At 42.3% G+C, this 26977-nt stretch carries 19 protein-coding genes and 1 pseudogene; 11 read left to right on the forward strand and 9 right to left on the reverse strand.

Annotated elements, in window-relative coordinates:
• Positions 1-548 precede the first annotated feature (548 nt).
• Together argS and DP117_RS16380 are read left to right on the forward strand one after the other, a co-directional pair.
• Positions 549-2309 carry an arginine--tRNA ligase gene (gene argS / locus DP117_RS16375; protein ID WP_169219352.1) on the forward strand — a complete coding sequence of 587 codons (1761 nt, stop codon included), beginning with the start codon at positions 549-551 and terminating at the stop codon, positions 2307-2309.
• 218 nt (positions 2310-2527) lie between these two features.
• Positions 2528-3289, forward strand: coding sequence for a Uma2 family endonuclease (locus DP117_RS16380; RefSeq protein WP_169219353.1), 762 nt, complete (start codon positions 2528-2530; stop codon positions 3287-3289).
• Positions 3290-3354: 65 nt separating this feature from the next.
• Here the strand turns inward: DP117_RS16380 and DP117_RS16385 are convergent, their stop codons facing one another.
• Positions 3355-3963 (reverse strand): hypothetical protein, encoded by a 609-nt coding sequence (locus DP117_RS16385; RefSeq protein ID WP_169219354.1) that lies wholly within the window; start codon positions 3961-3963, stop codon positions 3355-3357.
• A gap of 119 nt (positions 3964-4082) precedes the next feature.
• Between DP117_RS16385 and DP117_RS16390 the strand changes: the two genes are divergently transcribed.
• Positions 4083-5561, forward strand: coding sequence for a CoA-acylating methylmalonate-semialdehyde dehydrogenase (locus DP117_RS16390; protein WP_169219355.1), 1479 nt, complete (start codon positions 4083-4085; stop codon positions 5559-5561).
• Here the strand turns inward: DP117_RS16390 and DP117_RS16395 are convergent.
• A complete protein-coding gene (locus tag DP117_RS16395) occupies positions 5552-5833 on the reverse strand; it encodes a DUF2087 domain-containing protein (protein WP_169219356.1) in 282 nt (93 codons plus the stop codon). The genes DP117_RS16390 and DP117_RS16395 overlap by 10 nt on opposite strands.
• A 411-nt stretch (positions 5834-6244) precedes the next feature.
• On the opposite strand from DP117_RS16395, the gene DP117_RS16400 reads away from it, so the two are divergent.
• On the forward strand, positions 6245-6634 hold the full coding sequence (locus DP117_RS16400; protein WP_169219357.1) for a hypothetical protein: 390 nt from the start codon (positions 6245-6247) through the stop codon (positions 6632-6634).
• Positions 6635-7176: 542 nt separating this feature from the next.
• Positions 7177-9537, forward strand: coding sequence for a WD40 repeat domain-containing protein (locus DP117_RS16405; protein WP_169219358.1), 2361 nt, complete (start codon positions 7177-7179; stop codon positions 9535-9537).
• A 92-nt stretch (positions 9538-9629) separates the two neighbouring features.
• Here the strand turns inward: DP117_RS16405 and glnT are convergent, their stop codons facing one another.
• Positions 9630-10958 carry a type III glutamate--ammonia ligase gene (gene glnT, locus DP117_RS16410; protein WP_169219359.1) on the reverse strand — a complete coding sequence of 443 codons (1329 nt, stop codon included), beginning with the start codon at positions 10956-10958 and terminating at the stop codon, positions 9630-9632.
• A 273-nt stretch (positions 10959-11231) separates the two neighbouring features.
• Positions 11232-11423: a hypothetical protein gene (locus tag DP117_RS16415; RefSeq protein WP_169219360.1), complete on the reverse strand. Its 192-nt coding sequence runs from the start codon at positions 11421-11423 to the stop codon at positions 11232-11234.
• Between the two features lie 59 nt (positions 11424-11482).
• Between DP117_RS16415 and DP117_RS16420 the strand changes: the two genes are divergently transcribed.
• A complete protein-coding gene (locus DP117_RS16420) occupies positions 11483-12685 on the forward strand; it encodes an RNA-guided endonuclease TnpB family protein (RefSeq protein WP_169219361.1) in 1203 nt (400 codons plus the stop codon).
• Between the two features lie 139 nt (positions 12686-12824).
• Complete coding sequence (locus DP117_RS16425) at positions 12825-14177, forward strand: glutamine synthetase family protein (protein ID WP_169219362.1); 1353 nt, start codon at positions 12825-12827, stop codon at positions 14175-14177.
• Between the two features lie 71 nt (positions 14178-14248).
• Here the strand turns inward: DP117_RS16425 and ptsP are convergent, their stop codons facing one another.
• Positions 14249-16795 carry a phosphoenolpyruvate--protein phosphotransferase gene (ptsP, locus tag DP117_RS16430; protein ID WP_169219363.1) on the reverse strand — a complete coding sequence of 849 codons (2547 nt, stop codon included), beginning with the start codon at positions 16793-16795 and terminating at the stop codon, positions 14249-14251.
• 163 nt (positions 16796-16958) lie between these two features.
• Between ptsP and DP117_RS37240 the strand changes: the two genes are divergently transcribed.
• On the forward strand, positions 16959-17210 hold the full coding sequence (locus DP117_RS37240; RefSeq protein ID WP_339381274.1) for a hypothetical protein: 252 nt from the start codon (positions 16959-16961) through the stop codon (positions 17208-17210).
• 22 nt (positions 17211-17232) lie between these two features.
• Positions 17233-17667: a hypothetical protein gene (locus DP117_RS37245; protein ID WP_339381275.1), complete on the forward strand. Its 435-nt coding sequence runs from the start codon at positions 17233-17235 to the stop codon at positions 17665-17667.
• Positions 17668-17717: 50 nt separating this feature from the next.
• On the opposite strand, the gene DP117_RS16440 is transcribed toward DP117_RS37245, so the two are convergent.
• The 4 genes and pseudogenes from DP117_RS16440 to DP117_RS16455 all read right to left on the reverse strand — a co-directional run bounded on the left by DP117_RS16440 (position 17718) and on the right by DP117_RS16455 (position 23410).
• Positions 17718-18134, reverse strand: a complete 417-nt coding sequence (locus DP117_RS16440; RefSeq protein WP_169219364.1) for a PIN domain-containing protein — start codon at positions 18132-18134, stop codon at positions 17718-17720.
• The gene (locus tag DP117_RS16445; RefSeq protein WP_169219365.1) at positions 18135-18440 is read right to left on the reverse strand and encodes a type II toxin-antitoxin system HicB family antitoxin; all 306 of its coding nucleotides are present in this window, start codon (positions 18438-18440) and stop codon (positions 18135-18137) included. It abuts the gene before it with no gap.
• Between the two features lie 230 nt (positions 18441-18670).
• Positions 18671-18868, reverse strand: a complete 198-nt coding sequence (locus tag DP117_RS16450; RefSeq protein WP_169219366.1) for a hypothetical protein — start codon at positions 18866-18868, stop codon at positions 18671-18673.
• Between the two features lie 46 nt (positions 18869-18914).
• Positions 18915-23410, reverse strand: a pseudogene (locus DP117_RS16455) (NACHT domain-containing protein).
• A gap of 163 nt (positions 23411-23573) precedes the next feature.
• On the opposite strand from DP117_RS16455, the gene DP117_RS16460 reads away from it, so the two are divergent.
• Together DP117_RS16460 and DP117_RS16465 are read left to right on the forward strand one after the other, a co-directional pair.
• Positions 23574-24239, forward strand: coding sequence for a class I SAM-dependent methyltransferase (locus DP117_RS16460; RefSeq protein WP_169219367.1), 666 nt, complete (start codon positions 23574-23576; stop codon positions 24237-24239).
• A 227-nt stretch (positions 24240-24466) separates the two neighbouring features.
• A complete protein-coding gene (locus DP117_RS16465; protein WP_169219368.1) occupies positions 24467-26848 on the forward strand; it encodes an EF-hand domain-containing protein in 2382 nt (793 codons plus the stop codon).
• Positions 26849-26977 lie beyond the last annotated feature (129 nt).

Raw genomic sequence — 26977 nt, forward strand, 5'->3', positions numbered from 1 at the left:
TCTCAATACAGTTCAGTTAAGCATTTCTTTCTTCTCTTTGTGTCCTTTGCGTTCTTTGCGGTACCCTGCGGGAAGCCCTTCGGGTTCGCAGTCGCCTCTGTCGGGAAACCCTCCTGCAGCGCTGTCTCACCGCTGCGCGTCTACGTTCAAAAAATTGACTTTGACAAAGAGTTTTAGCCTTAACTGAACCGTATTGCCTTATATCTTGCACTCTTGTCAAAAAGCGCGGGTTTCTTGAGAATGACGACACAAACCTTACCTGAATTTGAGGAACGAACCACATTAGCGTAGCGTGCCCGCAGGGCATAGGCGCGTTAGCGTTGCGTGTACCGTCTTCGCATAGGACACATTAGCACAGCGTGCGCCCTTGGCGCATAGAAAGAAAGAACAAGTCAAGAAAATTTTGCACAGCCTGACAAAGAAATGGTATAGTTCATCTCAAAAACAAGTTGCTGATGGCGAGAAAGATAAATCACACTTTAAAAAGTTTAGAAAGCTCAAGCCAAAGACAGCAAGAGCAATTAGGTTGTCATAGTTAAAAAGTAAACATGAACGCCACACAAGAACAGCTAAAAGTTAAACTACAGAAAGCTTTGAATGCAGCTTTTGGTGCTGACTACGTGAATGTAGATCCAATGTTAGTGCCAGCTAGCAATCCTAAATTTGGTGATTATCAAGCAAATGTTGCTTTAGTGTTAGCAAAGCAGTTGGGACAGCAACCAAGGGCGATCGCACAACAAATTGTTGATAAACTAGATGTATCTGATATTTGCAAGCTACCAGAAGTTGCTGGTCCTGGCTTTATCAATCTCAAGCTGAAAACAGAATACCTAGAAGCACAACTTCAAGTAATTCAAGCTGATCCAAGATTAGGAGTTCCACCAACTCAGAATCCTAAACGTGTGATTGTGGATTATCCTAGCCCAAACATTGCCAAAGAAATGCATGTCGGGCATTTGCGTCCAGCAGTGATTGGAGATTGTCTTTCCCGAATTATAGAATTTATCGGTCATGACGTTCAACGGATTAGCCATGTTGGTGACTGGGGAACGCCGTTTGGGATGCTTATCGCTTATCTAGAAGAAGCATACCCGGAAGCTTTAACCAGCACTGAAACTTTAAATTTAGGTGACTTGTCTTCGTTTTATCGTCAGGCAAAAAAACGGTTTGATGCAGATGCAAATTTCCAAGAAGCAGCACGTCAAGCTGTGGTAAAACTACAGGCAGGAGATGAAAAAACACTGCTGGCATGGAAGATAGTTTGTCAGTTATCGAGTCGAGCGTATCAAGTTATTTACAATTTGCTAGGGATTGCTCCTTTTATTGAACGAGGTGAGTCATTTTATAATGCTTTACTGCCTGAAGTTGTAGAGGAATTGGATAAGAAAGAACTTCTAGTAGAAAATCAGGGTGCAAAGTGCGTCTTCCTGGAAGGTTTTACTAACAGGGAAGGTGAGCCTTTACCCTTGATTGTGCAAAAATCAGATGGAGGATATAACTATGCTGCTACAGATTTAGCAGCAATTCGCTACCGGGTGGAAGTCGATAAAGTACAACGAGTAATTTACCCGGTTGGTGCAGAACAAACAAATCACTTTGCCCAGATTTTTCAAGTGGGACGAAAAGCTGGCTGGATTACAGACGATGTAGAATTTGTTCATACACCGTTTGGTTTGGTGCTAGGAGATGATGGTCAAAAATTGAAAACCCGTTCTGGGGAAGCAGTACGGTTAGAAGATTTGTTAGATGGTGCGATCGCCTATGCTCGTGCAGATATAGAAAAGAGAATACAACAAGAAGGACGCGAAGAAACACAAGAGTTTATTCATAATGTTGCCCAAGTTATTGGTATTAGTGCAGTTAAATACGCTGACTTAAGCCAAAACCGTACCAGTAGCTACATCTTTAGCTACGACAAAATGCTAGCCCTCAAAGGCAACACTGCACCGTATATGCTCTATGCTTATGTTAGGACTCAGGGTATTAGTCGTGAAGGTCATATTGAGTTTGAAAAGCTAGGAGCTGATGCTCAAATTGTCCTGCGGGAAGATACAGAATTAACTCTGGCAAAGCATTTGTTACAGCTTGACGAAGTTATGGGTGAAATCGAAAAAGATTTACTTCCAAACCGCTTGTGTGAGTATCTGTATCAACTGAGTGATAAGTTTAATAAGTTCTACGAAAATTGCCCTGTTCTCAAAGCTGAGGAACCTGTGCGGACATCGCGATTGGTGCTGTGTGACTTGACAGCTAGAACTTTGAAGCTGGGACTTTCTTTGCTGGGAATTAAGGTTTTGGAAAGAATGTAGTACCGCTTTTGGGGAATTCAATCCGGGAGTGCGTCCCGCTGCGCTAACACGCATTCAAAAAGCTTACATCACAAGCTTTTTGCGCTTTGAGTGAACTGTCTTTGTGGTTTTTAAAAACCACACCAGACAACAGAGGAGGAAATTTCTGTGTAGGATTTTTCTGTTAGTGTTAAAGCTCATTAAACTAAAGGTAGCACCAAAAGCTCTTAACCACTAAGATGGCTGCAAAAAATACAGAAACGCCTGCAGAATTTACTGTACAAGATAACGCAGAAGATATTATCATTCCACCATGTGACTTGTGGAGTGATGAACCTCCCTTGGAAAGTGACCTTCATCGAGAGCAAATAGAACTTTTGCTGGCTTGCCTGAAATGGTGGTGGCAAAACCGCAGTGATTTCTACGCTAGTGGTAACCTAACTATATATTACAGTCCAAAACACATCACGACACGAGACTTTAGAGGTTCAGACTTTTTTGTTGTTTTAGGATGTGAAAATCGCCCCCGCAAAAGTTGGGTTTTGTGGGGAGAAGAGGGTAAATATCCCAACGTTATAGTTGAATTGCTTTCCAACAGTACTGCTAAAGTTGATAAAGGAACGAAAAAGCAACTCTATCAGGATGTCTTTCGGACACCAGAATATTTTTGGTTTCACCCAGATACTCTTGAGTTTCAAGGATTTTGTCTCATGGGGGGACAGTACAAATCCATAGAACCAAGTGCCGAAGGTTGGCTATCGAGTCACCAGCTAGAGTTGTTTTTGGGAGTTCATGAGTCAAAATTACGGTTTTTCAATTCAGACAAGCAACTGATACCAACACCAGAAGAAAGAGTCGAAGCCGCACAGCAGCAAGCTGATGCTGCACAGCAGCAGGCTGAAGCAGAACGACAACAGAAGGAACTTGCGCAACAACGAGTGGAAGAACTCCTCGCTAAACTCAAGGACTTAGGTGTTGATCCTAAAGACGCAGTAAATTAGAGGTCACCGCAAATGGTACAAACACCACCGAAAGAATAGCTATTACGAGGAGTGATGTTCTACTTTTACTCCAAAATACCGACTAAAATTTTGACGATTTCTTCCAGATTATCAGGTAATGTGTAAGAAGCAATATCCCGTGTCACAGTACGCGAATGACTCTCTAAGGTGCCGAAAACCCAAACATCTCCCATTGTCACTACTCCGTACAGTATAAATGGCGTATCTTCTAGCATGGAAAGCGCAATCATTTCTACTGCTAGCTGAGTAAAACCCCGCGTTAAATCGTCACGTTTTGCCTCGACGACAACTAAATTTTGTTCAGATTGAATGAAATAGTCTAGATTTCCTTGAAGTAAGTTATTGACTTTTAGGGGATACTCAATCCTCAACAAGCGCTTACAAGTCACTGCTACCCGACTCAAGACAGGGGCGATCAAAATCTCTCGTTTGGCTGCTTCACTACTGAGAGTGACATAAGGGATAGTTTCTTCTATCTGCTGTTGTAGTTCGGTTAAACGTTCTAATTGACTGCTAGTTTTAGGAAGCTGTAACCGACTGCGAGTAAAAGTATAGCCAAATTCTGCTAAAATCTCATCTGTGTCGTTGGGTAACTCAAAGTACGAACGAAATGAATAGTTTCCATTCTCCTGTAGAATCTTCGGCTTTGACATCAGCGTTTCTCCTACAACATCCTTGCTACTTCACTGCTATTCATAGCAATATCTTGCTCTTTGCCCCTAGGATATTCATAATTCCTGGATTTATCTTCTACAGATTTCATAGTTAACTGATGGACAAAGTAATGATATTACCCAACTACATTAACGGTCAGTGGTGTACATCTATCGCTACAGAATACTTGGATGTTCTCAACCCAGCTACAGCAGAGATACTGGCTAAAGTACCCCTATCACCTGCTTCTGAGGTAAACCAAGCAACGGAAGCAGCAGCAGAAGCTTTTGTCAGTTGGCGACGCACTCCACCCACGGAACGAGTGCAGTATCTATTTAAACTGAAGTATCTGCTAGAAGAGAATTTGGAAGATTTAGCTCGTACAATTACCACTGAATGTGGTAAAACTTTGGCAGAGTCCAAAGGTGAGATGCAACGCGCTATTGAAAATGTAGAAGTTGCTTGCGGGATTCCGATGATGATGCAAGGGACGAACTTAGAAGATATTGCTAGAGGAATTGACGAAATGATGATTCGTCAACCTTTGGGAGTTGCTGCAGTTATTGCCCCATTTAACTTTCCGGGGATGATTCCGTTTTGGTTTATGCCTTATGCTCTTGCTTGTGGTAACACTTATATTGTCAAGCCTTCCGAGAAGGTACCGCTAACAATGCAAAAAATCTTCCAATTGTTAGAAAAGACAGGGTTGCCCAAAGGTGTGATTAATTTAGTGAATGGTGCAAAAGAAGCTGTAGATGCAATTTTGGATCATCCGAAAATTCGAGCAATTAGTTTTGTTGGCTCTACACCTGTTGCAAAATATATATATGGTCGGGCAGCTGCAAATGGTAAACGAGTGCAATGCCAAGGTGGTGCCAAAAATCCCCTGATTGTTTTGCCAGATGCAGATTTAGAAATGACGACACGCATCGCTGCTGATAGTGCTTTTGGTTGTGCAGGACAACGTTGTCTTGCTGCTTCTATAGCTGTGACTGTAGGACAAGCACGCCACACCTTTACAGAAGCGATGACTGAGACTGCTAAAAAGCGAGTTGTCGGGAATGGTTTAGACCAAGGTGTAGAAATGGGACCAGTTATTACTACTCAAAGTAAAGCACGAATTGAGGATTTAATTCAAAAGGGGTCAGATGAAGGGGCGACAGTGTTAGTGGATGGGCGAAATTCCAAGATATCTGGTTATGAAAATGGTAATTTTGTACGTCCAACAATTCTGCAAAATGTTGATCCAGCCGGTGAAATTGCGCGGACAGAAATTTTTGGTCCTGTGCTGAGTTTAATACATTTAGAGACTATTGAGCAGGCGATCGCCCTAGTCAACAGCGGTCAATACGGTAACATGGCTTGTCTGTTCACCACCAGTGGCGCTGCTGCCCGTAAGTTTCGCTATGAAGCTGAAGCTGGTAATATTGGCATTAACATAGGAGTCGCCGCACCAATGGCATTTTTCCCGTTTAGCGGTTGGAAAGAAAGCTTTTTTGGTGATTTACACGGTCAAAGCAACCATGCTGTAGAATTTTTTACCCAAACGAAAGTGGTCGTCGAACGCTGGCCTAAAGATTGGTCGCGTCAATTTTGAACATTGCACCAGTAAGCGGAACCATCCCGCTTTCTGTCAATCAATCCAGCCTCAAATAACTCTCGTCGCAACATCGCAGGATCACCAAATGTGTGATGCTGATTAAGCAGTATATTCACCTCTTTTTCTGTATAAACAGTATCAACTTCAAACTTTGAGGCTAAATACTCTAACACCAGTTTTTGAAACTTTCCTTTATTGCGCTTGGAGGGCCACTCTTTTACGCGTCCCTGTTCATCTAGATAGCTTTTCAGTTCTTCTGCGTAATTCATAGTTTACCTTAGTGCTGTCTTAACTAAGAAAAAACATTAAAACCAGTCACAATTTTGCATCAATTTTTTGGAAAACCGAGTTAACCCACTACTTGTACCATTTCTCTGTGAGGCTGCGCCAAGTTTTATTGACTTCTTCTTTCTTTCGATCCGCCCAGGGCGCTGTTTCCCCTTTGTGGTTTGTTTTTCATATAATTGGGCACTTAAGTAACGGTCATTTCGTCACTATCACTTATACCAAACAAACCTTGATGAACAGCAGTTAGCACATCACAAGTGAACTGCTGTTAATCTTGATTGGGAATTAAGCAGCTGTCAAATCTGTTGCAGTTAGCCTAGGGTACACAGTTTTTTATCTTTAGTATTTCTACCAAATAGATTACATTATCACAGGTCGTGAAGGAGTAGAACGTGAAAACAGCGTTAATCACGAAAACACTGTTCGCATCATTTAGTTTGTTAGCTTTATTTGCCCCGCAAATTGCTCATGCTCAAATCATACCGCAACCTTGGGTCTCAGTTGGTAGCCAAGAAGGTGATATAACTTATTCTGTAGGGGCAAGAGCCTTGAATTTGGGAGCCGAGTTAGGATTTGGTCCTGACGGTTCTACAGGTGTAGATGTCTTAAAATTTATCAGCTTGCCTGTGATTTCACCTTATGTAGGATTGGGATACTATTCAGCTGATAAAGGATTTGCTTTTTCTGGCGGGGTTCAGGTGGGTGCTAGCGATAACGTTTTTGTAGGAGTTGGTTACAATTCAGTTCGAGGAATTAATGGACAACTGGGAGTAAGATTTTAATTTTTGTTTCTATTTTGTCTCTATATGTCTTTGTCCAAGGTGCGTGGAATAATAGATTTCACGTACTTTCTCTCAAAAATATCGTCCATTTGCAAGATGATCTCTTAGTCTGTTTTGTTTTTCCCTTGTTTACTTTGAAATACACCACTTAAGATGCAAAAGATGTAAACGCAAGCAAGGTCTAACATATGGAGTATAAACTATATTACAACCAATTCATTTAGAATTGTTATATAATAATTATTGAGCAAACAAAAAATCTTTTGTTCTATTTTGATACTGATTTTTAAGATTTTCAGCTATTTTTAATTTTCCTTGACGGTAAAATATTGCAAAAACTTGTTTTTTGAGGATTTCTGGCGTATTCTTTCTTTTGTGATAAAGAATGAGATACCAGCAAGTAATAAGCAAGTAGTAGGATGGGCTGTATCTACACTTTCAGCATTCATAGTAGGAATTGACAGAAAATCTAGCTATCATCCACTAAATATTAAACAGTGTTAATTGTATTGACCTAGTATTGACTTGGCAGATATTTTTTTATGGAGCAAGGAGTAAGATTACTTATTCAACTAGTATTAGAGTTGACACCTGTTATTGCAACTTTAATACAAAAGAGAAATGAAGACCGTCCGGCTGTTGCAAAATATCTGCCTTCAGAAGAGATTAAAGAATTTATCCAATCTGTTAGCAGTGCCAGTCGGAGTATCAGTCATGTGAAAGGATTGGAGCAGGAAAAATTTCAGCAACAGCAATTAGCATTTTCTTACCAAGAAACACAATTAAAGATAGCAACACAACAGCGAGAAATCGCACTCAAGTTACCAGAAGTCCAAAAAGTTTTTGAAAGTTGGCCTTTACGATTATCGCCTTCACAAATTTTAGAGTCTCAAAAAAGTCATCAACGAACTCCACTCAAAATTTTTCTTGCTCCTCCTAAAATTAAGTTTGATAAATTTGATAATCGAGGAGAAGAAACTTCAGATATCGAGTTTATGTTAGCTGAAGGTTTACGAGAATTTTTAAATCAGCATTATTCTCTACATAATCCGGTTAGACCAACGGAGTTTTTAGCTGGCGCTTGGGATAGTAAGCGTTTTCACAGTGAATCAAGTATTAAGGCTTTGTTTGGAATGTTAAAAACAGAGCCTATTTTAATTCTAGAGTCAGAAGCTGATGGAGATTATCTCAATTTTCGTATTGGTTATTGGGGACTGGGACAAGATAATTATTACTATCAAACGATGTCTCGTTTTTCATATAAGGAAATTGTTTACGAATCGGCAATAAGCCGTGCGAGGAAGTGGAAAATAATTAGAGATGAACTCATCGCGCTAGGAGAAAATTTAGAAGAAATTAATCATCTTGGCGGAGAAAATGTGATTAATTTAGCAATTTTGGAAAAGGCAGAAAAATGGAAAGAAAAAGGCATTGACATTAGTGAGTTACCGTTACAATACCAAATCAACCGTCAGGATATTGAAAAACTGTGCCAGGTTTTGATTAGATGTCATATTCTCGCTGCGGGTTGGGTAGCTGATGCATATCATTTGGTTCATCATGATGTTCCTCCACGACTACCTGAATTATTAGCTAGTTTTCTGACAAACGCCTCTGATTCAAAATCATTACAAGCGATATCTGGCGAGAATCCACTTCGCGTATATGCTGCAGGATATAAACAACTCTATCAGGCTCTGGAGATGAAGCAACATCACTGGATTCCTGATTTAGCATTGGAATTGGCGCGGGTTTTATCATATTTATCTGATGACATATGGGCAAAGGAACAACTAGATTACTCATTAAACACATGGTTGCAAATGCGTCAAGTTCCACAACAGCAAGGAAGACATCCTTTAGTGGCAATGCAATCAGCCGTGAAGATAGAAGATCAGGAATATATCGAAAAATTGAAAGAATATTTTGCAGCAGTTGATGATAGTCAAAATGTGATTTATGTTGAAGAACTTTTGAATACCATTGCCAAAGCCAAAGACAAACACCAAGAAAAATCTGCTTATCTTAGTCATACCCTGACTGGACACTCTGATAAAGTCACATCTGTAGCTATCTGCCCAGATGGACAGACTTTAGTGAGTGGGTGTGTAGATAAAACGATTAAGATTTGGAATCTCACCACAGGAAAAGTTATTCGTACTTTAACTGGAAATATAGGAGAAGTTTCATCTATAGCTATTAGCCCCGATGGAAATTTCCTCGTTGTTGGTAGCTGCGAACATCCTAGAAATAATGTCAAAGTATGGCATCTTGCGACTGGGAAATTATTGCACACTCTCTTAGGGCATCAAAAGCCCGTTAACTCTGTGGTGATTAGCCCAGATGGACAAATTCTTGCCAGCGGTAGTAACAAAATCAAGATTTGGAACTTGCATAAAGGCGATCGCATTTGTACTCTTTGGCATTCATCCGCAGTTTATGCCGCTGCAATCAGCCCAGATGGTACAATCCTCGCCAGTGGTAGCAGTGATCATAAAATTAGGCTATGGAATCCAATGACAGGAGAACTATTACGCACTTTCAGTGGGCATTCAGATGAAGTCAAAGCAATAGCTATTTCTCCTAATGGTGAATTCTTAATCAGCGGTAGCTTAGACAAAACAATTAAAATTTGGCATCTGAACACAAGTCATGTCGTCTATACGCTGAGTGGACATTCAGATGAAGTGAAATCAGTTGTTGTCAGTCCTGATGGACAAACTTTTTCTAGCGCTAGTGCTGATAAAACTATCAAGATTTGGAGTTTTGATACTGGAGAATTACTACAAACTCTCACTGGACACTCAGGCGCAGTAAATTCTATTGTAATTAGCCCAGACAATCGGTTAATTGTAAGTGGTAGTTCTGATAAAACTATTAAAATTTGGCAAAGAACCGATTAGGTCTCGAATAGGTCTCGAAGGTAGCACCTCCTCAATACTCGTCCACCCCTACATCAATTGCTAATGACCAATGGCAAAAAGGCAATTAGTCATCAGCAATTAATGTAGTGCTGCAATTCCCAAGGTGTCACTGTGGAGTTGTAAGCATCCCATTCCTGATACTTGAACTCCAGAAAAGTCTTTACTCCTAAGTCTCCCAGAGTCGTCATCAACAAAGCATCCTGTTCTAAACATTGGAGTGCTTCAAATAAGCTAGTTGGGAGTTTCTGGAGGTTGGGAAACTCTGAACCCCGGACAAACATATTTTCATCCAAGCGCTTCCCAGGGCTAAGATGCTTCGCCATTCCTTCTAACCCTGCTGCCAAAATTCCTGCCTGAGCTAAGTAAAGATTAGCAGATCCATCCACCAGACGACATTCAAACCTTCCCGCCTCCGGAATGCGAATCATGTGGGTGCGGTTGTTACCGCCGTAAGATATGTAGCGAGGACTCCAGGTACTTCCAGAATTGGTATTGCTGGCTCCCAATCGCTTGTATGATGTGACTGTTGGATTGCACAGTGCTGATAATCCACGGGCATGGGCGAGAACGCCAGCAATAAATTCGTATGCTATCGCACTCAATCCCATCTCATCCGTTTTATCCAAAAAGGCGTTCCCACTTCCCCAAAGGCTCATGTGTATGTGTCCACCATTTCCAGTTAAGTGCGAAAATGGTTTGGGCATGAAAGTCGCTGTCAAACCTCGTTGTTCGGCTAGAGTTTTCACCATGTACTTAAAGAACACATGGCGGTCAGCAGTTGTCAGTGCATCGCTGTAAGTCCAGTTGAGTTCAAATTGACCGTTAGCATCTTCGTGATCACACTGGTAAGGTTCCCAGCCTAACTCTTCCATGTAACTCACAATCGTGGAAATCAAATCAAACTGCCGCATTAAGTTCAACTGGTCATAGCAAGGTCGGGCGGCTGTATCCATTGCATCAGCAATTTCATAACCTTGGTCATTTTTCTTAAGTAGGAAAAACTCAGCTTCTACCCCAGTTTTATAGCTATAACCCAGGCTTTCGCACTGCTGGAGTATGTTTTTAAAAATCACACGTGGAGACGCGCTAAACAGTTCACCATCTAAGTAAACATCACTAGCTACCCAAGCAACATTTCTTTGCCAAGGTAGAACAATCAGAGAATTTGGATCAGGAATAGCAGCAATATCGTGAGAGTCTGGTCCTAGCCCTAAATAACAAGCAAAAGGAGCAAAGAAAGCACCATCAGATTCAACTGTAGCAATCTTAGCAGCAGGAATGAGCTTGGCACGGGTTACCCCCAAAAGGTCTGTAAATGATACCAGGAAGAAATCTAGCTTTAAGTCGTCAGCCAACTCAACAAGAGATTTCGTTTTATTTTCCGGCAAACTTCCAACCATCGCAATTTCTCCCAGTTCGTATGTCCTCTGTGTTCTCTATGATTCGTTTCACAACGAAATCTCACAACTCAAATAGGATTGTAATATCAAACCTTTTTCATAATTTACAGATTTTCAGGATTGACACAAGCGCGATTATGTGAATGACACAATGCGATCGCGTTTTGGATAGACTCCGTGGAACAAAAGCCCAAAGTACACGCCAGGGATACGCGTAGTGTGCGAAAGAACAGCATGACCGAAAGTCGAAGGGCGCAAGCCCCTAAATTCTATTTATGGGGATAAGCCCGTAGGGGATTTTAATCCCCGTCCAAATTCTTCTATCAACTCACTAGCGCTTATCCCGCGAGATTTTGCTACATTTTTGATATTTTCCCAAGCCGTAGGGGTAAGCACTACAGTTCTTTTGGCTTTTACCTCATCGTGCAAAATTGGTACGTCTCTTAACCGCTTTTTGGTTGTCATTTATAGATATGCCGTGTATACTAGATATAAGCTAACAAACAAAAGGAGGTGATTCAAGAGTGTTAGTACTGGAGTACAAAGCGGTAGTCAAGAAGACGAAATCTACAGCCATAGACGAAGCTATTCGTACAAGTCAGTTTGTACGGAACAAGGTATTACGTTATTGGATGGATAACCGTGGAGTAGGCAAGAAGCAGCTATATCAGTACAACACTCAGTTGCGTGCAGAATTTGGATTTGTCAAAGACCTAAATAGTCATGCGTGCCAAGCTTCTGTTGAGAATGTGGAACGCGCAATCAACAGGTTTTTTGATAATTGCAAGAAAAACAAACAAGGGTTAAAGGGCTATCCTCGGTTCAAGAAAGATTGTCGCTCTGTCGAGTACAAGCAGTCTGGATGGAAGCTACACTCAACAAAGCGTCGGATTGTTTTCTTGGACAACAAAGGTATCGGTGAAGTTAAGTTGTTGGGTAAGTGGGATATCCACACATATCCAATCGAGTTAATCAAGCGCGTCCGGATTGTACGCAAGGCTGATGGCTATTATGTCCAGTTTTGCATCAAGGTAGACACTGCATCCGAAGCGAGAACAGGAGATGGTGAAGTCGGCTTGGATGTCGGATTAGAACATTTTTACTCTGATTCAAACGGGCATCACGAAGAAAATCCAAGGTTTTTAAGAAAAGCTGAAAAAGCTATTAAACACGCTCAACGCCGGATTTACACCAAGGAAAAAGGTAAAAACAACAGACGAAAAGCTAGGGGGCGATATGCCCGGAAACATTTAAGAGTAAGTAGGCAACGTGAAGAACATGCCAAGAGACTGGCACGTTGCGTATGCAAGGCTAACGCCTTTGTCGCCTACGATAGCGCAGCGTGCCCGAAGGGCATAGATTTAAACGTGAAAGGGCTGGTTAGAAATCGCCACCTAGCCAAGTCAATCAGTGATGTTGCTTGGACTTCTTTTCGTCGTTGGATTGAATACTTTGCTTTGAAGTTTGATAACAAAGTTGTCGCTGTCGCACCTCACTACACGTCACAAAAATGTAGTAATTGTGGAGAGACTGTTAAGAAAGGGCTGTCTACAAGGACTCATAATTGTTCTCGTTGCGGAACGGTTCTGCAACGAGATGTGAATGCAGCTATCAACATATTGCTCAAAGCTAAAAATACCGGAGGGCATCCGGGAATCAACGCTTGGGGAGATGTTTCCTCTACTTCTGTTGGTGGTAACACTTGCAAAAGCAAGAAACGTCGATGAGCCAAGAATCCCCCGGCTTTTTGCCGGGGGAGTGTCAAAAATCAAGTGTTCAGCTAAGGGTTTTTTCTGAGGATAGCGATGGTCATAGGTTTAATTTAAAGCTAAATTAACATATGTCAATCATCTACGCGCGATGAAAATGTCTGTATTAAACAAGACAAAAACTGCTTTTGATAGCATCACCCAGTTTATTGAATATCTAAAAGACCAAGGTTTTGAGTACATCCGCTTCGAGTTACCGGATTTACACGGAGTCTCTCGCTCAAAAGTTGTGCCAATTGACAAAGTAGAAAGCTTTACGAGTAAAGGTCTTAATTTTTATGGCGGTTGTCTTGCTTTAGATACCGCTTCAATGGTTGTACCCGGTTCTGGCTATCACGGAGAACGGAAATACCGTGACTTACTCTTAATTCCAGACCTTGATACTTTAACACCAGTACCTTGGATAGAAAAAACAGCTAAGGTCATTTGTGACCCCGTATGGAGTGCAAAAGAACCTGTGGAAGTTGCACCCCGTTATATACTCAAGCAGTTACTAGCAGAAGCAGCACAGCTTGGATTCGATGTCATGATGGGGCATGAGTTTGAGTTCTATCTTCTTAATCAAGAAACAAAGGAACCGCTTTTTGATGGGTTACATATTTTTAATAATATTCGCAACCAATACGTTCCTGAAATCACCCAGTTACTGGAATATCTGCGCGCCTCTGAGATAGATGTTATCACCCATAACTGCGAGTACGGTCCCTCCCAATTCGAGATCAACTACGGACCAAGTACAGGAATTCGTGGTGCTGACAAGGCTTTTACCTTCAAGAATGCAGTCAAGGAGATTGTTCATCAACTCGGCTATCACGCCACCTTCATGTCTAAACCTTTTATTAATAAATCCGGTTGCTGTTGTCATTTTCATATCAGCCTCATTGACCGCAACACTGGAAACAATGCTTTTGTTGACAAGAATGACAAGTATGGTTTATCTGCTACTGCTCAAGCCTTCATTCAAGGTATCTTAGATCATGCAGAGGCGATGATGCCATTAGTGAATCCTACGCCTAATTGTTATCGTCGCCTCAAACCTCACACGTTTGCTCCCTCGAATATCAGTTGGGGTATTGAAGATCGTTCAGCAATGGTGCGAGTCAAGGTAACCGATGATGAATCAACTCATGTAGAAATGCGCGCAGCTTCTGGTCTTAGTAATCCTTACCTAAGTGCAGCAGCTACTCTAGCAGCGGGTTTGTTGGGTATTAAACAACAGCGTCAACTACAACCCTCAGTAGAAGGTCCCAGCGAGGACAACCCAAATCTACCGAAGTTACCTCAAACGCTTGAGGAAGCTTTATCTAGACTGGCTACAGATGTGGATATGCAAAATATACTCTCTCAAGAGTTTGTCCACCTCTTTACAACTGTGAAGCGTTTTGAACTAGCTCGTTTTCACGAACATCTTACCGAGTGGGAACGCCATGAGTATTTGGATGTTTACTAGAGTTAACTGTTCTGGGGAATTCGCTCATTCGCTGCCTACAGCACGCTACTAACACATTCAAAATCAGAGAATTACGTTAACATTTGACGAATCAACGTTCTGACCTTATCTGCAGAATCTTGTTGCAATGCTGATGTGGCGATCGCCTCTGCTTGTGCCATTGTTAATTGGGCGATCGCCTGCTTAAATGTTGGAATCGCTTGTGGATTCAAACTCACTTCATCCAATCCTAACCCTAGTAAAATCGGCACTGCTAAAGGATTTGCTGCTAGTTCCCCACATAATCCCACCGAAATGCCTACTTTATGCGCAGCTTGGACAGTTTGCTGGATCATCCGCAACACAGCCGGATGCATTGCATCAACTAAAGTTGCAACTTGTGGATGTGTACGGTCTGCTGCCATGATATACTGACTAAGGTCATTTGTTCCTATACTAAAAAAGTCCACTTCAGCTGCTAACTGTTCAGCAAGCACAACAGCCGAAGGTGTCTCTACCATCATCCCGACTTCCATCTTTTCATCAAAAGAAATATCCGCTTGACGTAGTTCAGTTTGTACTTCTGCGAGTATTGCCTTTGCTGCTTGTATTTCTTGCACAGTCGCAATCATCGGAAACATGATTTTAATTTCATGTCCAAGACTTGCTTTTAAAATTGCCCGCAACTGGTTTTTAAAAATATCAGGATGAGCAAGACAAAAACGAATTCCACGCCAACCTAAAAAAGGATTCGTTTCTTGTGGAAAATTCAGATAAGGAATTGGCTTGTCGCCTCCCACATCAAGTGTGCGAATAATCAACGGACGATTTTCAAGAAGTTGGGCGATTCGTTGATAAACTGCTATTTGCTCTTCTTCTGAAGGTGGTGTTGTTCTTTCCAAATAAAGAAACTCAGTGCGGAACAGTCCTACGCCTTCTGCACCCAACCTCAAAGCTTCTTCAGTATCACAAATACCTCCGATATTAGCATAGACTTTGATTTGCCTGGTCTTGTCACGAGTGATTGCTGGATTCGCCGCCGTTGTCATTGCTTGCTGATGAGCAATCTGCTGTGCATTCCGCTTTGCCTCAAGTGCAGTCTGGATATCTCCTTCTGGTTCTATCCAAACTCTGCCAATCTCTCCATCAAGCGCCACAAGGGTACTGTTTGCTACTTGCAGTATCTCTGGTGGTAAACCAAAAATCGCAGGAATACCTAATCTCCGAGCGATGATAGCACTGTGTGAAAGAGCACTTCCTGATGTTGTACAAATTCCCAAAACTTTTGTTGGGTCTAGTCTTGCAGTGTCAGAAGGACTGATATCAGTTGTCACTAAAATAGCTGGTTCGGATAAATTAAAATGGGTAGGATTGTGCTCAGAAATGATCAGATGAGATTCAAATCTACTGAGCACTCGTAAGACTCGCTGTCCAACATCCATAACATCAGCAACTCGCTCTTGTAGATAAGAATCCTCAATAGTACGATAATTATCTGCCAACTCATTCACCACTGCCTGCCAAGCTGCTTCAGCATTGAGGTGTTGTTCAAAAATGCGTTGCTGAACGGCTTCAAGTACCACAGGATCTTCTAAGAAAAGCAGATGAGCATCAAAAATAGCAGCTTCAGCGTCTCCAATTTGGATAGATGTTTGTGAGAATAAAGCTTGAATTTCCTCGTGAGCAAGTTGAACAGCTACTTGTAAACGTTGCCACTCTTCCTCAAGATTATCTACGTGATATTGCTGTACATGGATTGGAGTGGGATGATACAGAAAAACGGGTGCGATCGCCACTCCATTGGAAGCAGGAATACCTTGTAAGTAATGGGGTGATAGGGAGATAGGGGGGTGGGGAGATGGGGTGAGGTGATAGGGTGATGGGCTGGTATCTTCTTCGCCAAAGTTATTTTGGACTAATGTTTTTAATGCTACCAGCGCCTCATCTGCATCAGAACCAGTTGCAGTAATAACTAATTCGTGTCCTTGACGCACACCCAAGGTGGATACTTGGTTGATACTGTCAGCGCGTACTGCTTCAGTACCTTTAGTAACATTCCGCACTTTGACTTGGGATTGAAAACGGGCTGCTGTTGCAACAAATTTCGCTGCTGGACGAGCGTGTAATCCTAAAGGGTTACGGACTGTAAGACGTATTTCTTTTGTCATTTGTTCTTCATTGACAAATGACGTAGATACGTCCGTGGTTTCCTCAAGGATATGGCTCACATTTACACCCAATTGAGTGGCTTTAGCAACCAATGCTCCCCGTGCTTGGGCTATCACCTGTTGAATGTTGCTACCAGAAGCTGCAGTCACAGCAGCTGCAATTGCACCTTCAACAAGTGGTGCTTCACACAGATGGACTTTTGAGCGTTGTTCTTCTGAGAGAAATTCAAGTGCCATTTCTGCACTCATTAAAGCGCTGCCTAAATCCATTAAGATGACGACACCTTCATCATTATAAACAGAGGCGATCGCCTCATAAACTTGTATAGCATCTGTACCTAGCGGGTTTTCTGAGTCGTCAATTCCTGCAGCAATAGCCAAGGGGACTTTACCCTGAACCATTTGCACTGCTAGTTCTCGGACTCCTTCTGCTAGCTGGCGACTGTGAGAAACTATGACAATTCCAACCACGGCTACACCCTCAATTCCTTGAGAAGCTTTTACCTACCCAATTACTTTATGCTGCTAATGGCTTCAAAGCGTAGGATGCGTAACGAAGTGTAACGCACTTTATGAGCTAAAGCACTGCTAATCTATCCGTGATCTAAGAAAAATGTGATGTGCAGCTTAGCTTATGTCAATTCTTGACTCCAATCAAAGTTATACTTTCAGCCGATACTTTGAGCTTGGCTTTGAAGCTAGTGAACTCGCTCAAGAATTTGGCTATAGTTTAACTCGAAAAACGCTCAATTTACCTCAGTTCCCTGATGAACTTGATCGCTTGGGAGAATTACGCGATAGCGTAAGCGCAAGCGCACGCCAAGGGCTAACGCGAAGCGGCTCCCTGCTGGAGCTAGCGCTGCTGCTTTGCTGCAGATCGCATTGAGGAGGTATTACCATTTGTACCGTTGACTAACGAACTTGCAAGACGAGAAATTCTCATCTCGCGGGTGGTGACGGAGTTAATTCATTACACACAGGCAGAATTACGAATTGAATATAGTTTGAAAGTTTCTAATTGGCTTCAAGGTAATTTAGATTATTTACTGCGGGTAAAATCCGGAAATAAACTATTAGTCATTGAGGCAAAATACGAGGATTTAACGCGAGGTTTTACGCAGTTAGTCGCCGAATTGGTGGCACTATATCAGTGGTCAGGCTCGACTACACTTGACCAACAGCCAATTTTTATTGGCGTTGTTTCTACAGGTACAATATGGCAATTCGGTAGGCTCGACCGCAACACAAAGCATTTTGAACAGGGGATTAATAGCTATCGAGTTCCCGAAGATTTGGAGCAAGTCATGCGAATTTTAGTAGCAGCTTTGAAAGGAAATAATTAAATAAGTACCAAAAGTGTCACGTTTGTACAATAGTAGATTTTTTGTTACACTTATGTATCTTGAAACAAAATTCTAAAACCTTCTTGGACAAAATGCCTATCGTGGGTCAACACATCAATAATTCCTAATTGCTTCATCGTTTGCATAGAAATACAATCTGTGAGGCTGTATTCTTTGTCAAGACGACTTTCGTACAACTCCAAACCCTGTAAAAAAGATTCGCGAGTTTGTTGCATCACCTGAATATTAGGATTAGCAATGATATCTTTAATTAATTGAACGTTGCGTTGCCGCATTCGGTTTCCATAGGTACACAGAAAGTTCAGCACTTCAGTCAATACTTCATCTGTCGTCACAATTTGAACCAGTTCCAAGCTTCTGGTCATCTCTATCGCTTTTTTATGCCAATTATCTCTTGGATTTATTAATGCTACCCAATAGAAAGTATCTGCAAATACAAGTTTCATTTAGGCTTTTTTTGGTGTTCCATAGAGGTAATGGTCATGTTGTTCAGCAGCATCCGTCGGGAGTTGGCTTAGCTCCTCATCGGTCATATCATTTGTAAAACTTTCAACAATTTTTAGTATGGATTCACCTGTTGTGTGATTGTTTGAAGCATCAGCTTTTTTCATATAAATAGTGATTGCTTCTTGAAGTCGTGCAAACGCACTATCAAGAGAATTATCCTGAAATTGATATTCTTCTAGTTCTGGACAAGATATAAGGTATCCTGACTCGTTCTTTTCAATAACTATATTAACTTTCTCTGACATTTTAGTTTGCTCCCATTTCATCCTTTTAATTTAGATTATATAAATTCTCTCATTCTATTTTGGAAGTCAGGCGATCGCACTAAAGCGAGCACTCTATGGCAATACCTAAAGGGCACGCTACGCGTTGGCTGCGCCTGCACTTTGCGCTTACGCGAAGACAGCGCACTGCTACGGCTGGGCGATCGCCCTTTTATGTTTGTTAATTATTTCTTGCGCCAAAGATTCACCCACTATTTTACGAATTTCTTCCTTCCCTGGATACGGTTGAGTTGTTTTTCATGCCCCGTAAAATTTGCTAAGTCTTTTTTGGGATTTGTATCATTTTTTTGAGTACGGAATTTGATAAATTCAATAAAATCAGCGACAAGTTGAAATTGTTCTTCACTAAGCTTGTCTATTTCTTGTTTGAGACTTTCTTTCGTTGTCATTGTTTTTTGGCTAGTTGCGTTTTCAGATTGTGTGAATATTTTAATTTTACATTTCCCCTTCTTCCACTGCGCCTAGTGCTTTAAGGGTGGCTTTCTCGGTTGCGGTTAAACCTATAACGCCTGTGATCTTCATGTTTTCGTAGGGTCGAGATGTTAGTTTTTTAAAACACTCACCTGTTTTTACATCCCAGAACTTTAAATTCAGACCGCTGCTTACAATTACTTGACCATCAGGGCTGAAGACAACTGAAACTTGATTAACTAAAACTTGATTAGTATCTTCATGAAAAGTATTTAGACATTCTCCTGTACGAGTGTCCCATAATTTCACTATCCCATCTCCACTCCCACTTACAAGTACTGAGTTATCCGGACTAAAGGCAACTCCTCCTATCCAACTAGTATGACCATGTAAAGTTTTAGGTTTAAGATAGTTATTTACACCAACATCCCATAGTTTTATCGTTCGATCATCACTACCACTAGCCAGCATCTGACCATCTGGGCTAAATGTAACTGAATATATCCAATTAGTGTGTCCTTCTAAAGTTTTAAAACACTCACCTGTAGATATACTCCACAGCTTTATGGTACAGTCTCCACCGCTACTAGCTAGTATTTGAGTATTTGGGCTGAAAGTGACACACAGGACTCGGTCACTGTGTCCTCGCAAAATTTTCAAACACTGATTGCTTTGGACATCCCACAGCCTTATGGTATCGTCTCCACTAGCACTAGCAATTAACTTTCCATCTGGGCTAAAGGCGAGTGAGTGTATCCGACTGGTATGTCCCTGTAAAGTTGTTAGACACTGACCACTCTCGATCTCCCATAACCTTACTGTTTTGTCTCCGCCAGCGCTAGCAAGCAGCTTTCCATCTGGACTAAAAACAACAGAACCAACCCAACTGCTATGACCTTTTAAAATTCGCAGATATTTTCCTGTGCGGTAATCCCAAAGCTTAACTACCTTGTTATTACTGCCGATGGCAAGAGTTTGTCCATCGGGACTAAAAGTGGCTCGTAGTAAATCAGTATATCCCTGTAAGGTTATAAAACATTCACCACTCTCAACATGCCATAACCTCGCAGTTTGGTCACGTCCACCACTAGCAACTATGCGACCATCCGAACTAAAAACAACCGAATAAACTTTATCTGTGTGTCCATGTAGACTTTTTAAACATTCTCCACTCTTAACATTCCACAATTTCACCGTTCGATCATGACTACCGCTAGCAAGAATTTGACCATCAGGGCTGAACATAACTGAATTTACCCGATCAGTATGTTCTCGAATAGTTTTCAAACATTTACCATCATTGATGCACCATAGTTTGATCGTTTGATCATTACTACCACTCGCAAGTATTTGGCTATCTGGACTAAATGCAACTGAATATACCCTACTGTCATGTTCTCGCAAAGTTTTTAAGCATTCACCATTTTTGGTATCCCATAGTTTTACAGTTTGATCGCAACTACCACTAGCCAGCATTTGACCATCTGCACTAAACGCTATTGATAGCACTCTGTCTGTGTGTCCTCTTAAAGTTATTAAACACTCACCACTCTCAACATCCCATAGTTTCACAGTTTGATCGTAACTGCCACTAGCAAGTATTTGACCGTTAGGATTAAAAGCAATCGAGTGTATTCGGTTATCATGTCCATACAAGGTTTTGATGCATTTCCCTGTATTTGTATCCCAGAACTTTATTGTTCCATCGTGACCACCACTGGCTAAAATTTCACCAGAAGAGTTAAAGACAACTGAATTTACAAGATTATAATGACCTTCACAAACTAAAACTTCTTTACCTGTAGCCATCTCCCACACATGAACAGCACCATAATAATCACCTGTTGCTAAAAGTTGATTGTTTGGGCTTAATGCTACACAAATAACTCTGCCAAAGAGTTTTGTGAAACTTGAATCAGATAAATTTGCCTCTGTGAAATTAGTACCGAGCAAACTCGCATTGCTAAAATCAGCACCTTTAATGACAGTGTGGCACAAATTCCTCATTTCAAATGCATTTTCATCGGCTTTTAACAATAATGTTGCCGCATTTCCCCCAACATAACCCACCTCATCTTCACTTCTCCCCTTCGTTCCCTCAATTACATCAAAAACCGACTTTTGAGTATCAACATCAATCATCGGTAAAAGCAAATCCATCACCGCTTTTGTTAAAGGCGATCGCCCAAAACTCTCCCTCAACTTTTCCAACGACTCACTTGCAAATCTCCTCAGTGGGGCACTTGACAAAATTCCCCCCACCTCATGCACCTGGTGACGAAAATAAGATGACCAAGTGTAATCAACTGGTGCTGCATCATTATTTATATGCAACTGCACCTGCGCCAACTGAATAAAATCATCAGCCAACGCCCCCAACTGGGCCGCAAACTTATAAGCGACAAAAAACTCTAACAGCGAACGATGCGCCGGAGTATAATCACCATCGGCATTACGAATCAGCATCGTCTGCCCCATCATGTCATAATGCCAGTGGTCTAAATCCTTCTCCTCCTGAACAACATCACCAAACAACCGACGAATTCTGTCAGGAAAAAGGCGATAATTTAAACTCATCTGGTCAGTAGACAGCATCTCCCAGGAAAGTTCACACAAAAAGTAGAGCTTATCTGCTAAAGAAGTAAAAGTTCGCTCTGCTTTTATATCACGTTCCATCTTCCGCCGCACTGCATACAGGTAAACTCGCGACATATCCACTGGCTTACCTGCTTCAATATCTGGCAAAGCTTCTAAAATTAACTCTGTCATCACTGGACGACGCGCCAAATCCAACAGTTGAGGATTGCTCATGACCTGCTCAACTGTGGTAGATTCAGCTTGGAATGACAACACCTGCCGGATTTGCTCGTCGTCGAATTTCTCCAGTTCCAGCACTTCAAACTGGGGCGTTTCACCTGTCAGGTTGGCGGTAGAAGCTTGCAATTCTGCGTTGAGTAAAGCACGTCCTTCTTTTGCTTCTGGAAAATGTTCGGTGCGACAAGTCAAGATCACTTTAGCACCAGGAACGACGACTTTCGCCAACTCCCAAAAGTTGTTGATCATTTGTTGGCGATGCCTTCGGCAAGCCGCTTCGCGTCTACGCACTTCGCAGCCATTTCGTCAAAACCATCAAAAATCAACAGCAGTTTCCCCATACTGTTAAGCTGGTCAAAAACCTCGCTGTTTAAGCGAATATTGTGTTGTGTAAAAAAGAAACCTGCCAGAACGTTCTCAACATTCAGTGCTTTAGCATAGTCGCGCAGGGTGATGATAAGAGGAAGCCGGGGACGTTCAACGCCACGTTTTTGGGCATCCCGATATCGTTGCAGTGCAATCCACGCATAATGAAAAGCAAACCAAGTTTTACCAGTGCCAAATTCCCCTAAAATAGAAATATGCTCCTTAGCAGGGTCATCTAACCACATATCAAGATAACCATCAATCCAGCCGTCGCGTTCGTCGTATCGACTGACTCCGATTCGGCGTTTGCTAAGTGAGTCAAATTCTTCTTTAGTGCAAGCCAACGGCACGTATTTTTTGTCAATTTCTCGGCGTTTCACCTCAGCCTCTAGCCAGTCGAGATAATCACTGAAGTCAGCATCTTGGTCTATCAGTTCGTCAAAAGTATAACAATCAAGCTGGCGATTTTCCTCTTTCTCTACTTCATCACGCGCCGCCCGTGAAATTCGTCTTGCTGTCACTAACCAACCTTCATCAGTTTTTTGCTTTTCCACCGACTGACGCAAAGCCATCACATCACCTAGTCCCGCCTCACCCTCAATTCCACGTATAAGAATGCGGTCATATCGATTACGTCGTGCGGGAATATCAATAATCCACTCAAAATAATTGTCTTCCCAAACTTCATACTTTTCAAAGCGGTAGCCCAAGGTTTCAAACCAGCCTTGCATCTGCTGGGCTAAAGCGATCGCCCGACATTTCTTTTCTTGTAGAGACGTTGCATGCAACGTCTCTACACTCTGTGCTGCTAACCGTGCCATCTCTGTTCTCATTCCTTCCTGTGTCGGCAGTCTTTCCAACTGTTCTTGGATACTTGCGATTCTTTTATGTAGAGAACCTATCTGCTGATTCATCAAAACATCAGCAGGTGTTCGGCTGCGCTTAGCAACTTCGATAAAAACCGTGGCAAAAGCAGCAATTTCTCGCCTCATGTCAATTCCCGAGGTTTTGATTTCATCACCCAAGGCGTAGGCATCGAGAAAAGCATCAATTTCTGAGAGAAGAATTGAGGGATTGTTATGACTTAATGCTTTGCGGAAAGCCTGTTTTATTTCTTCTTGCCGAAAAAGTTCGAGAAATGGCTTGGGTTTGCCTATTCCATATTCTACCAGAGCGTAGGCGTAAACTCCGCTGAAATCAGATGGAGGATGCTCTGGATCAAGGTTAAATTTCTTTAATAATTTGATGACAGTCTCGTTACGCTGAATCTTTTCTTTGATTATTGGATTGGCAATACCAGTAATTGCGCTGATGAGCGAGTCAAGATTAATCGGTATCACAGGAGCTTTTTTGTATAAAAGGGAAATTTATATCTTGCTTTCTTTTATGTTAACGTCTGGCAACTTTTGACTGTAAGGATTCTCTGCTTCCACACATCAGCCCAGAGCGTTATGCTTACCAGTGAACAGTGATAACAATATCATTAGCTACTAACAGCAGAACATGGCAAATAAAACCCTAGGACTCGAAAAAAATCTTTATGACTACTTGCACTCAGTCTCATTGCGAGAGCCAGAAGTGTTAGCACAATTGAGAGAGGAAACCGCGCAGCATCCAATGAGCATTATGCAGATTGCTCCAGAGCAAGGGCAATTTATGGCACTGCTGGTGCAGTTAATAGAAGCAAAAAAAACTTTAGATATAGGTGTTTTTACAGGATACAGTTCTTTAGTAGTGGCATTGACATTGCCACCAGAGGGTAAGGTTGTAGCTTGTGATGTCAGTGAGAAAGATACGGCGATCGCCCGGCGTTATTGGCTAAAAGCAGGAGTCGCAGATAAAATTGAACTACATATAGCCCCAGCACAGGAGACTCTGGATCGTTTGATTGCTGGTGGAGAAGCAGGAACTTTTGATTTTGCCTTCATTGATGCAGATAAAAACAACTACGATAACTACTATGAGCGAGCTCTACAACTTGTACGTCCTGGTGGGTTGATTGCAATTGATAATGTCTTTCAGTCAGGACGAGTTGCAGACCCTCAACAGCAAGACAACAGAACTAACAACATCCGCGCCTTAAATCAGAAACTGCATCATGATCCACGAATTACGATCAGCATGCTACCAATCGCAGATGGCTTAACATTAGCGCTGAAACTTCGTTAGTTTCTAGACTAGAAGTCTGGACAGCTGTTGCAGCAAATTGCCGTAATTTTAACAAAACTTCAAATCTGGTTTGCTACACTTATATTAGCAAACATTCAGTTTGCTCCTCACACCACACAATGCTCTCTTGTTCGTCAATAGCAAGAGAGCTTTTTTTTCAAGGGCTCACAAGTTTTATACTAATCCAAGAATATTCCTGAAAAATAAATTTCAAAAGAGAGCGAGTTATGACAAGTGTAGAGTTTGAAAAAACTGTGCTCAGTGAACAGCAGGTAGAGAAGCTATGGGAAGCGTTCACAGTGTTTGATGAGGACGGTAGTGGAGCGATCTCAACCGAGGAACTAGGGCAAGTCATGCGTTCCTTGGGACAGACTCCCAGCGACACGGAAGTGCGCGACATGATTAAGGAAGTTGATGTTGACTTGTCGGGTAGTATTGATTTTGAGGAGTTCAAAGCACTGATGGTGTCTAGGCAAGGCGATCGCAACAGTCGCCTCAAGCTGGCATTTAGTGTGTTTGATGAAAACGGTAGTGGTGAAATCACCGCAGACGAGATGCGATCCGTGATGAGCCAGTTTGGGTTGACCGATGAAGAACTCGATGAGATGGTCAAAGAAGTGGACCATGATGGCGATGCTTCGATTGACTTTAAGGAGTTTTGTCAACTGATGCCCGATGAATCAGAGATCACAACGGGGTATCAAGACTCACCAATTGTAAGCACCAGTTCGCTGAAAACAACTACAGATTCAATTGACACAGCTACCATCAATGCAGTCTCGGCGACTACTGACACTTCACAAGAAACATCTACTAAGATAGATTCAGAGGTGGGGCGGCTGCAACAAGTACTCTCCCAACATCCACAAAATGAGCAGCAGCGTGGTACCTCCTGTTTGCAGATGCAAATTGCTTTGTTTCGTCTACTTCAAGGAGCAGCTTACCGCTGTTTCCGCGAGAGTTTCTCCGCCAACCACGAAACCCATCTGCGCGTAAGAAACTTGCCATATAGAATCACTGACTTTGTGCAGTTTGTAAAGACGGCAATTGAACTGTACAAAGGATTGGGTATAGTGGAAGCGGCTTGCCATCCTGTACTAGATGCCGTAGTTGAATCAATTTCGGCTGAGTATGTGCGACTAGAGGAACGCATTCAGAACTGGAAGACAATCCAAAAGACACCAGAGATGTTGGCAGAAGAGAAAGCGATGTTGGAGGCGCGTGGTAAGTCTGCCACTGTCAAACAGAAATTTGCTGCGGGGGTTGAGTTTGCGATTACACTGAAGAAGAAAAGTTTTAGCTTACGTGATATCGCTGAAGGTGTACTTGCCATCAACGAACTCAACCGACTGAGGAACATAGAGCTGAATGCGGAGTTGGCTCCACCACCAGCTAAATCTGAGGAACATCCACAAGAGTACCTGAAGAAGTGGAACCGTGTTATCCTGACAAGTGCATCAGAAGAAGTGGATGGTGCAATGATGCCGGTATCATATTGGTATGAGGATTTCATGCCAAAGCTTTTAGCTGCGTTCAACGTGAGTACAAAAGCGGACATCCAGAGCAACACAGTACCTGACGAGGTGGCTTTGCAGAAGTGGTACGACTCCACCAAGACAGCAGGGGAGTTTAACCGCTATGGGGCGGATGTTGCAGAAAGCTTTGCAAACTGCACCGCTCAACTTCTGTTGAGACTCAAGCAAGCATGGCGACTGACACACCATTACCTCAATGGTGTGCAAAAACGGCGCGAACGCTTGGAGTTTGGACGTGAATCAGGTGCGCTCTCACAGTATGTGTCATTCATTGATGTGTATCTAGGGCGGAGCGATGTAAAGGATGCACAAATGCGTGTCAGCTTTCCATACTATATTGGTCCTGCGGTGTGGCGCTTCTTCCACACGACTGCTGAAATTGTCTGTACCAAGACACCTGAGCAACAAAAAGCCCTAGTGCGAACCTTCAAGGAATTCTTCGGGCTGTTTGCTACCATGTACCCCTGTCCTTACTGTCGTCATCATCTCAACATGTATGTGGTGCAGAATAAGGAGGTGGAAATGTACCCCGTGGAGTACCTTGTTCTTGGACGTGACATACACCTAACTAACTTTGAAGTGTCGCTGGATGCAAAGCTGTCCACTGTTGTGGATGGTTCTTCTCTTCGCCTCTTCCTTTGGAAGCTGCATAACACAGTTTCCTCTTCTATTGCTCGCTCGGAAGAGTGGTACCATAAGGACGAGAAAGCATTTTATACGACTCGCTATTGGCCTAGCATTGACTCTGAACTGGCACGAGCTAAAGCACTTCAACACATTAGCATTGCAACTGACCGCATCTACCGCCTCTATGGCATACTCAGACCAGCATCACGGCTAGCAGGGGTGAGAACAACATTGCAAAAGCTGTTGGATAAGGGTGATGAGGAAGGCATTAAGGAAGCGTGTATAGTTGCACAGGATTACATAAAGGAATTAGAGGAAGCTGCCATTAGCGGAAACTTCTTGCAAGAGACATACTACTTCAATCCTGACCTTATCGATAAAGCTCCACATTTCACCCCCGAGGAGGAGGAATTTGCACGCAGTGGTGTGTTTGTTGAGCTCGTCTAAATATTAGTAGACAGTGGTTTACACGTGAAGAGTGTCACTAAGTTTCTCGTGTGATATCAAGAGACTTCGTGGCAGCTGTCCGGGAAAAGGTTAAAGGGGAAGGTGGGGTCCCCTCTGGGGATAAGGGGC

Source organism: Brasilonema sp. UFV-L1 (assembly GCF_012912105.1).
Taxonomy (GTDB): Bacteria; Cyanobacteriota; Cyanobacteriia; order Cyanobacteriales; family Nostocaceae; genus Brasilonema.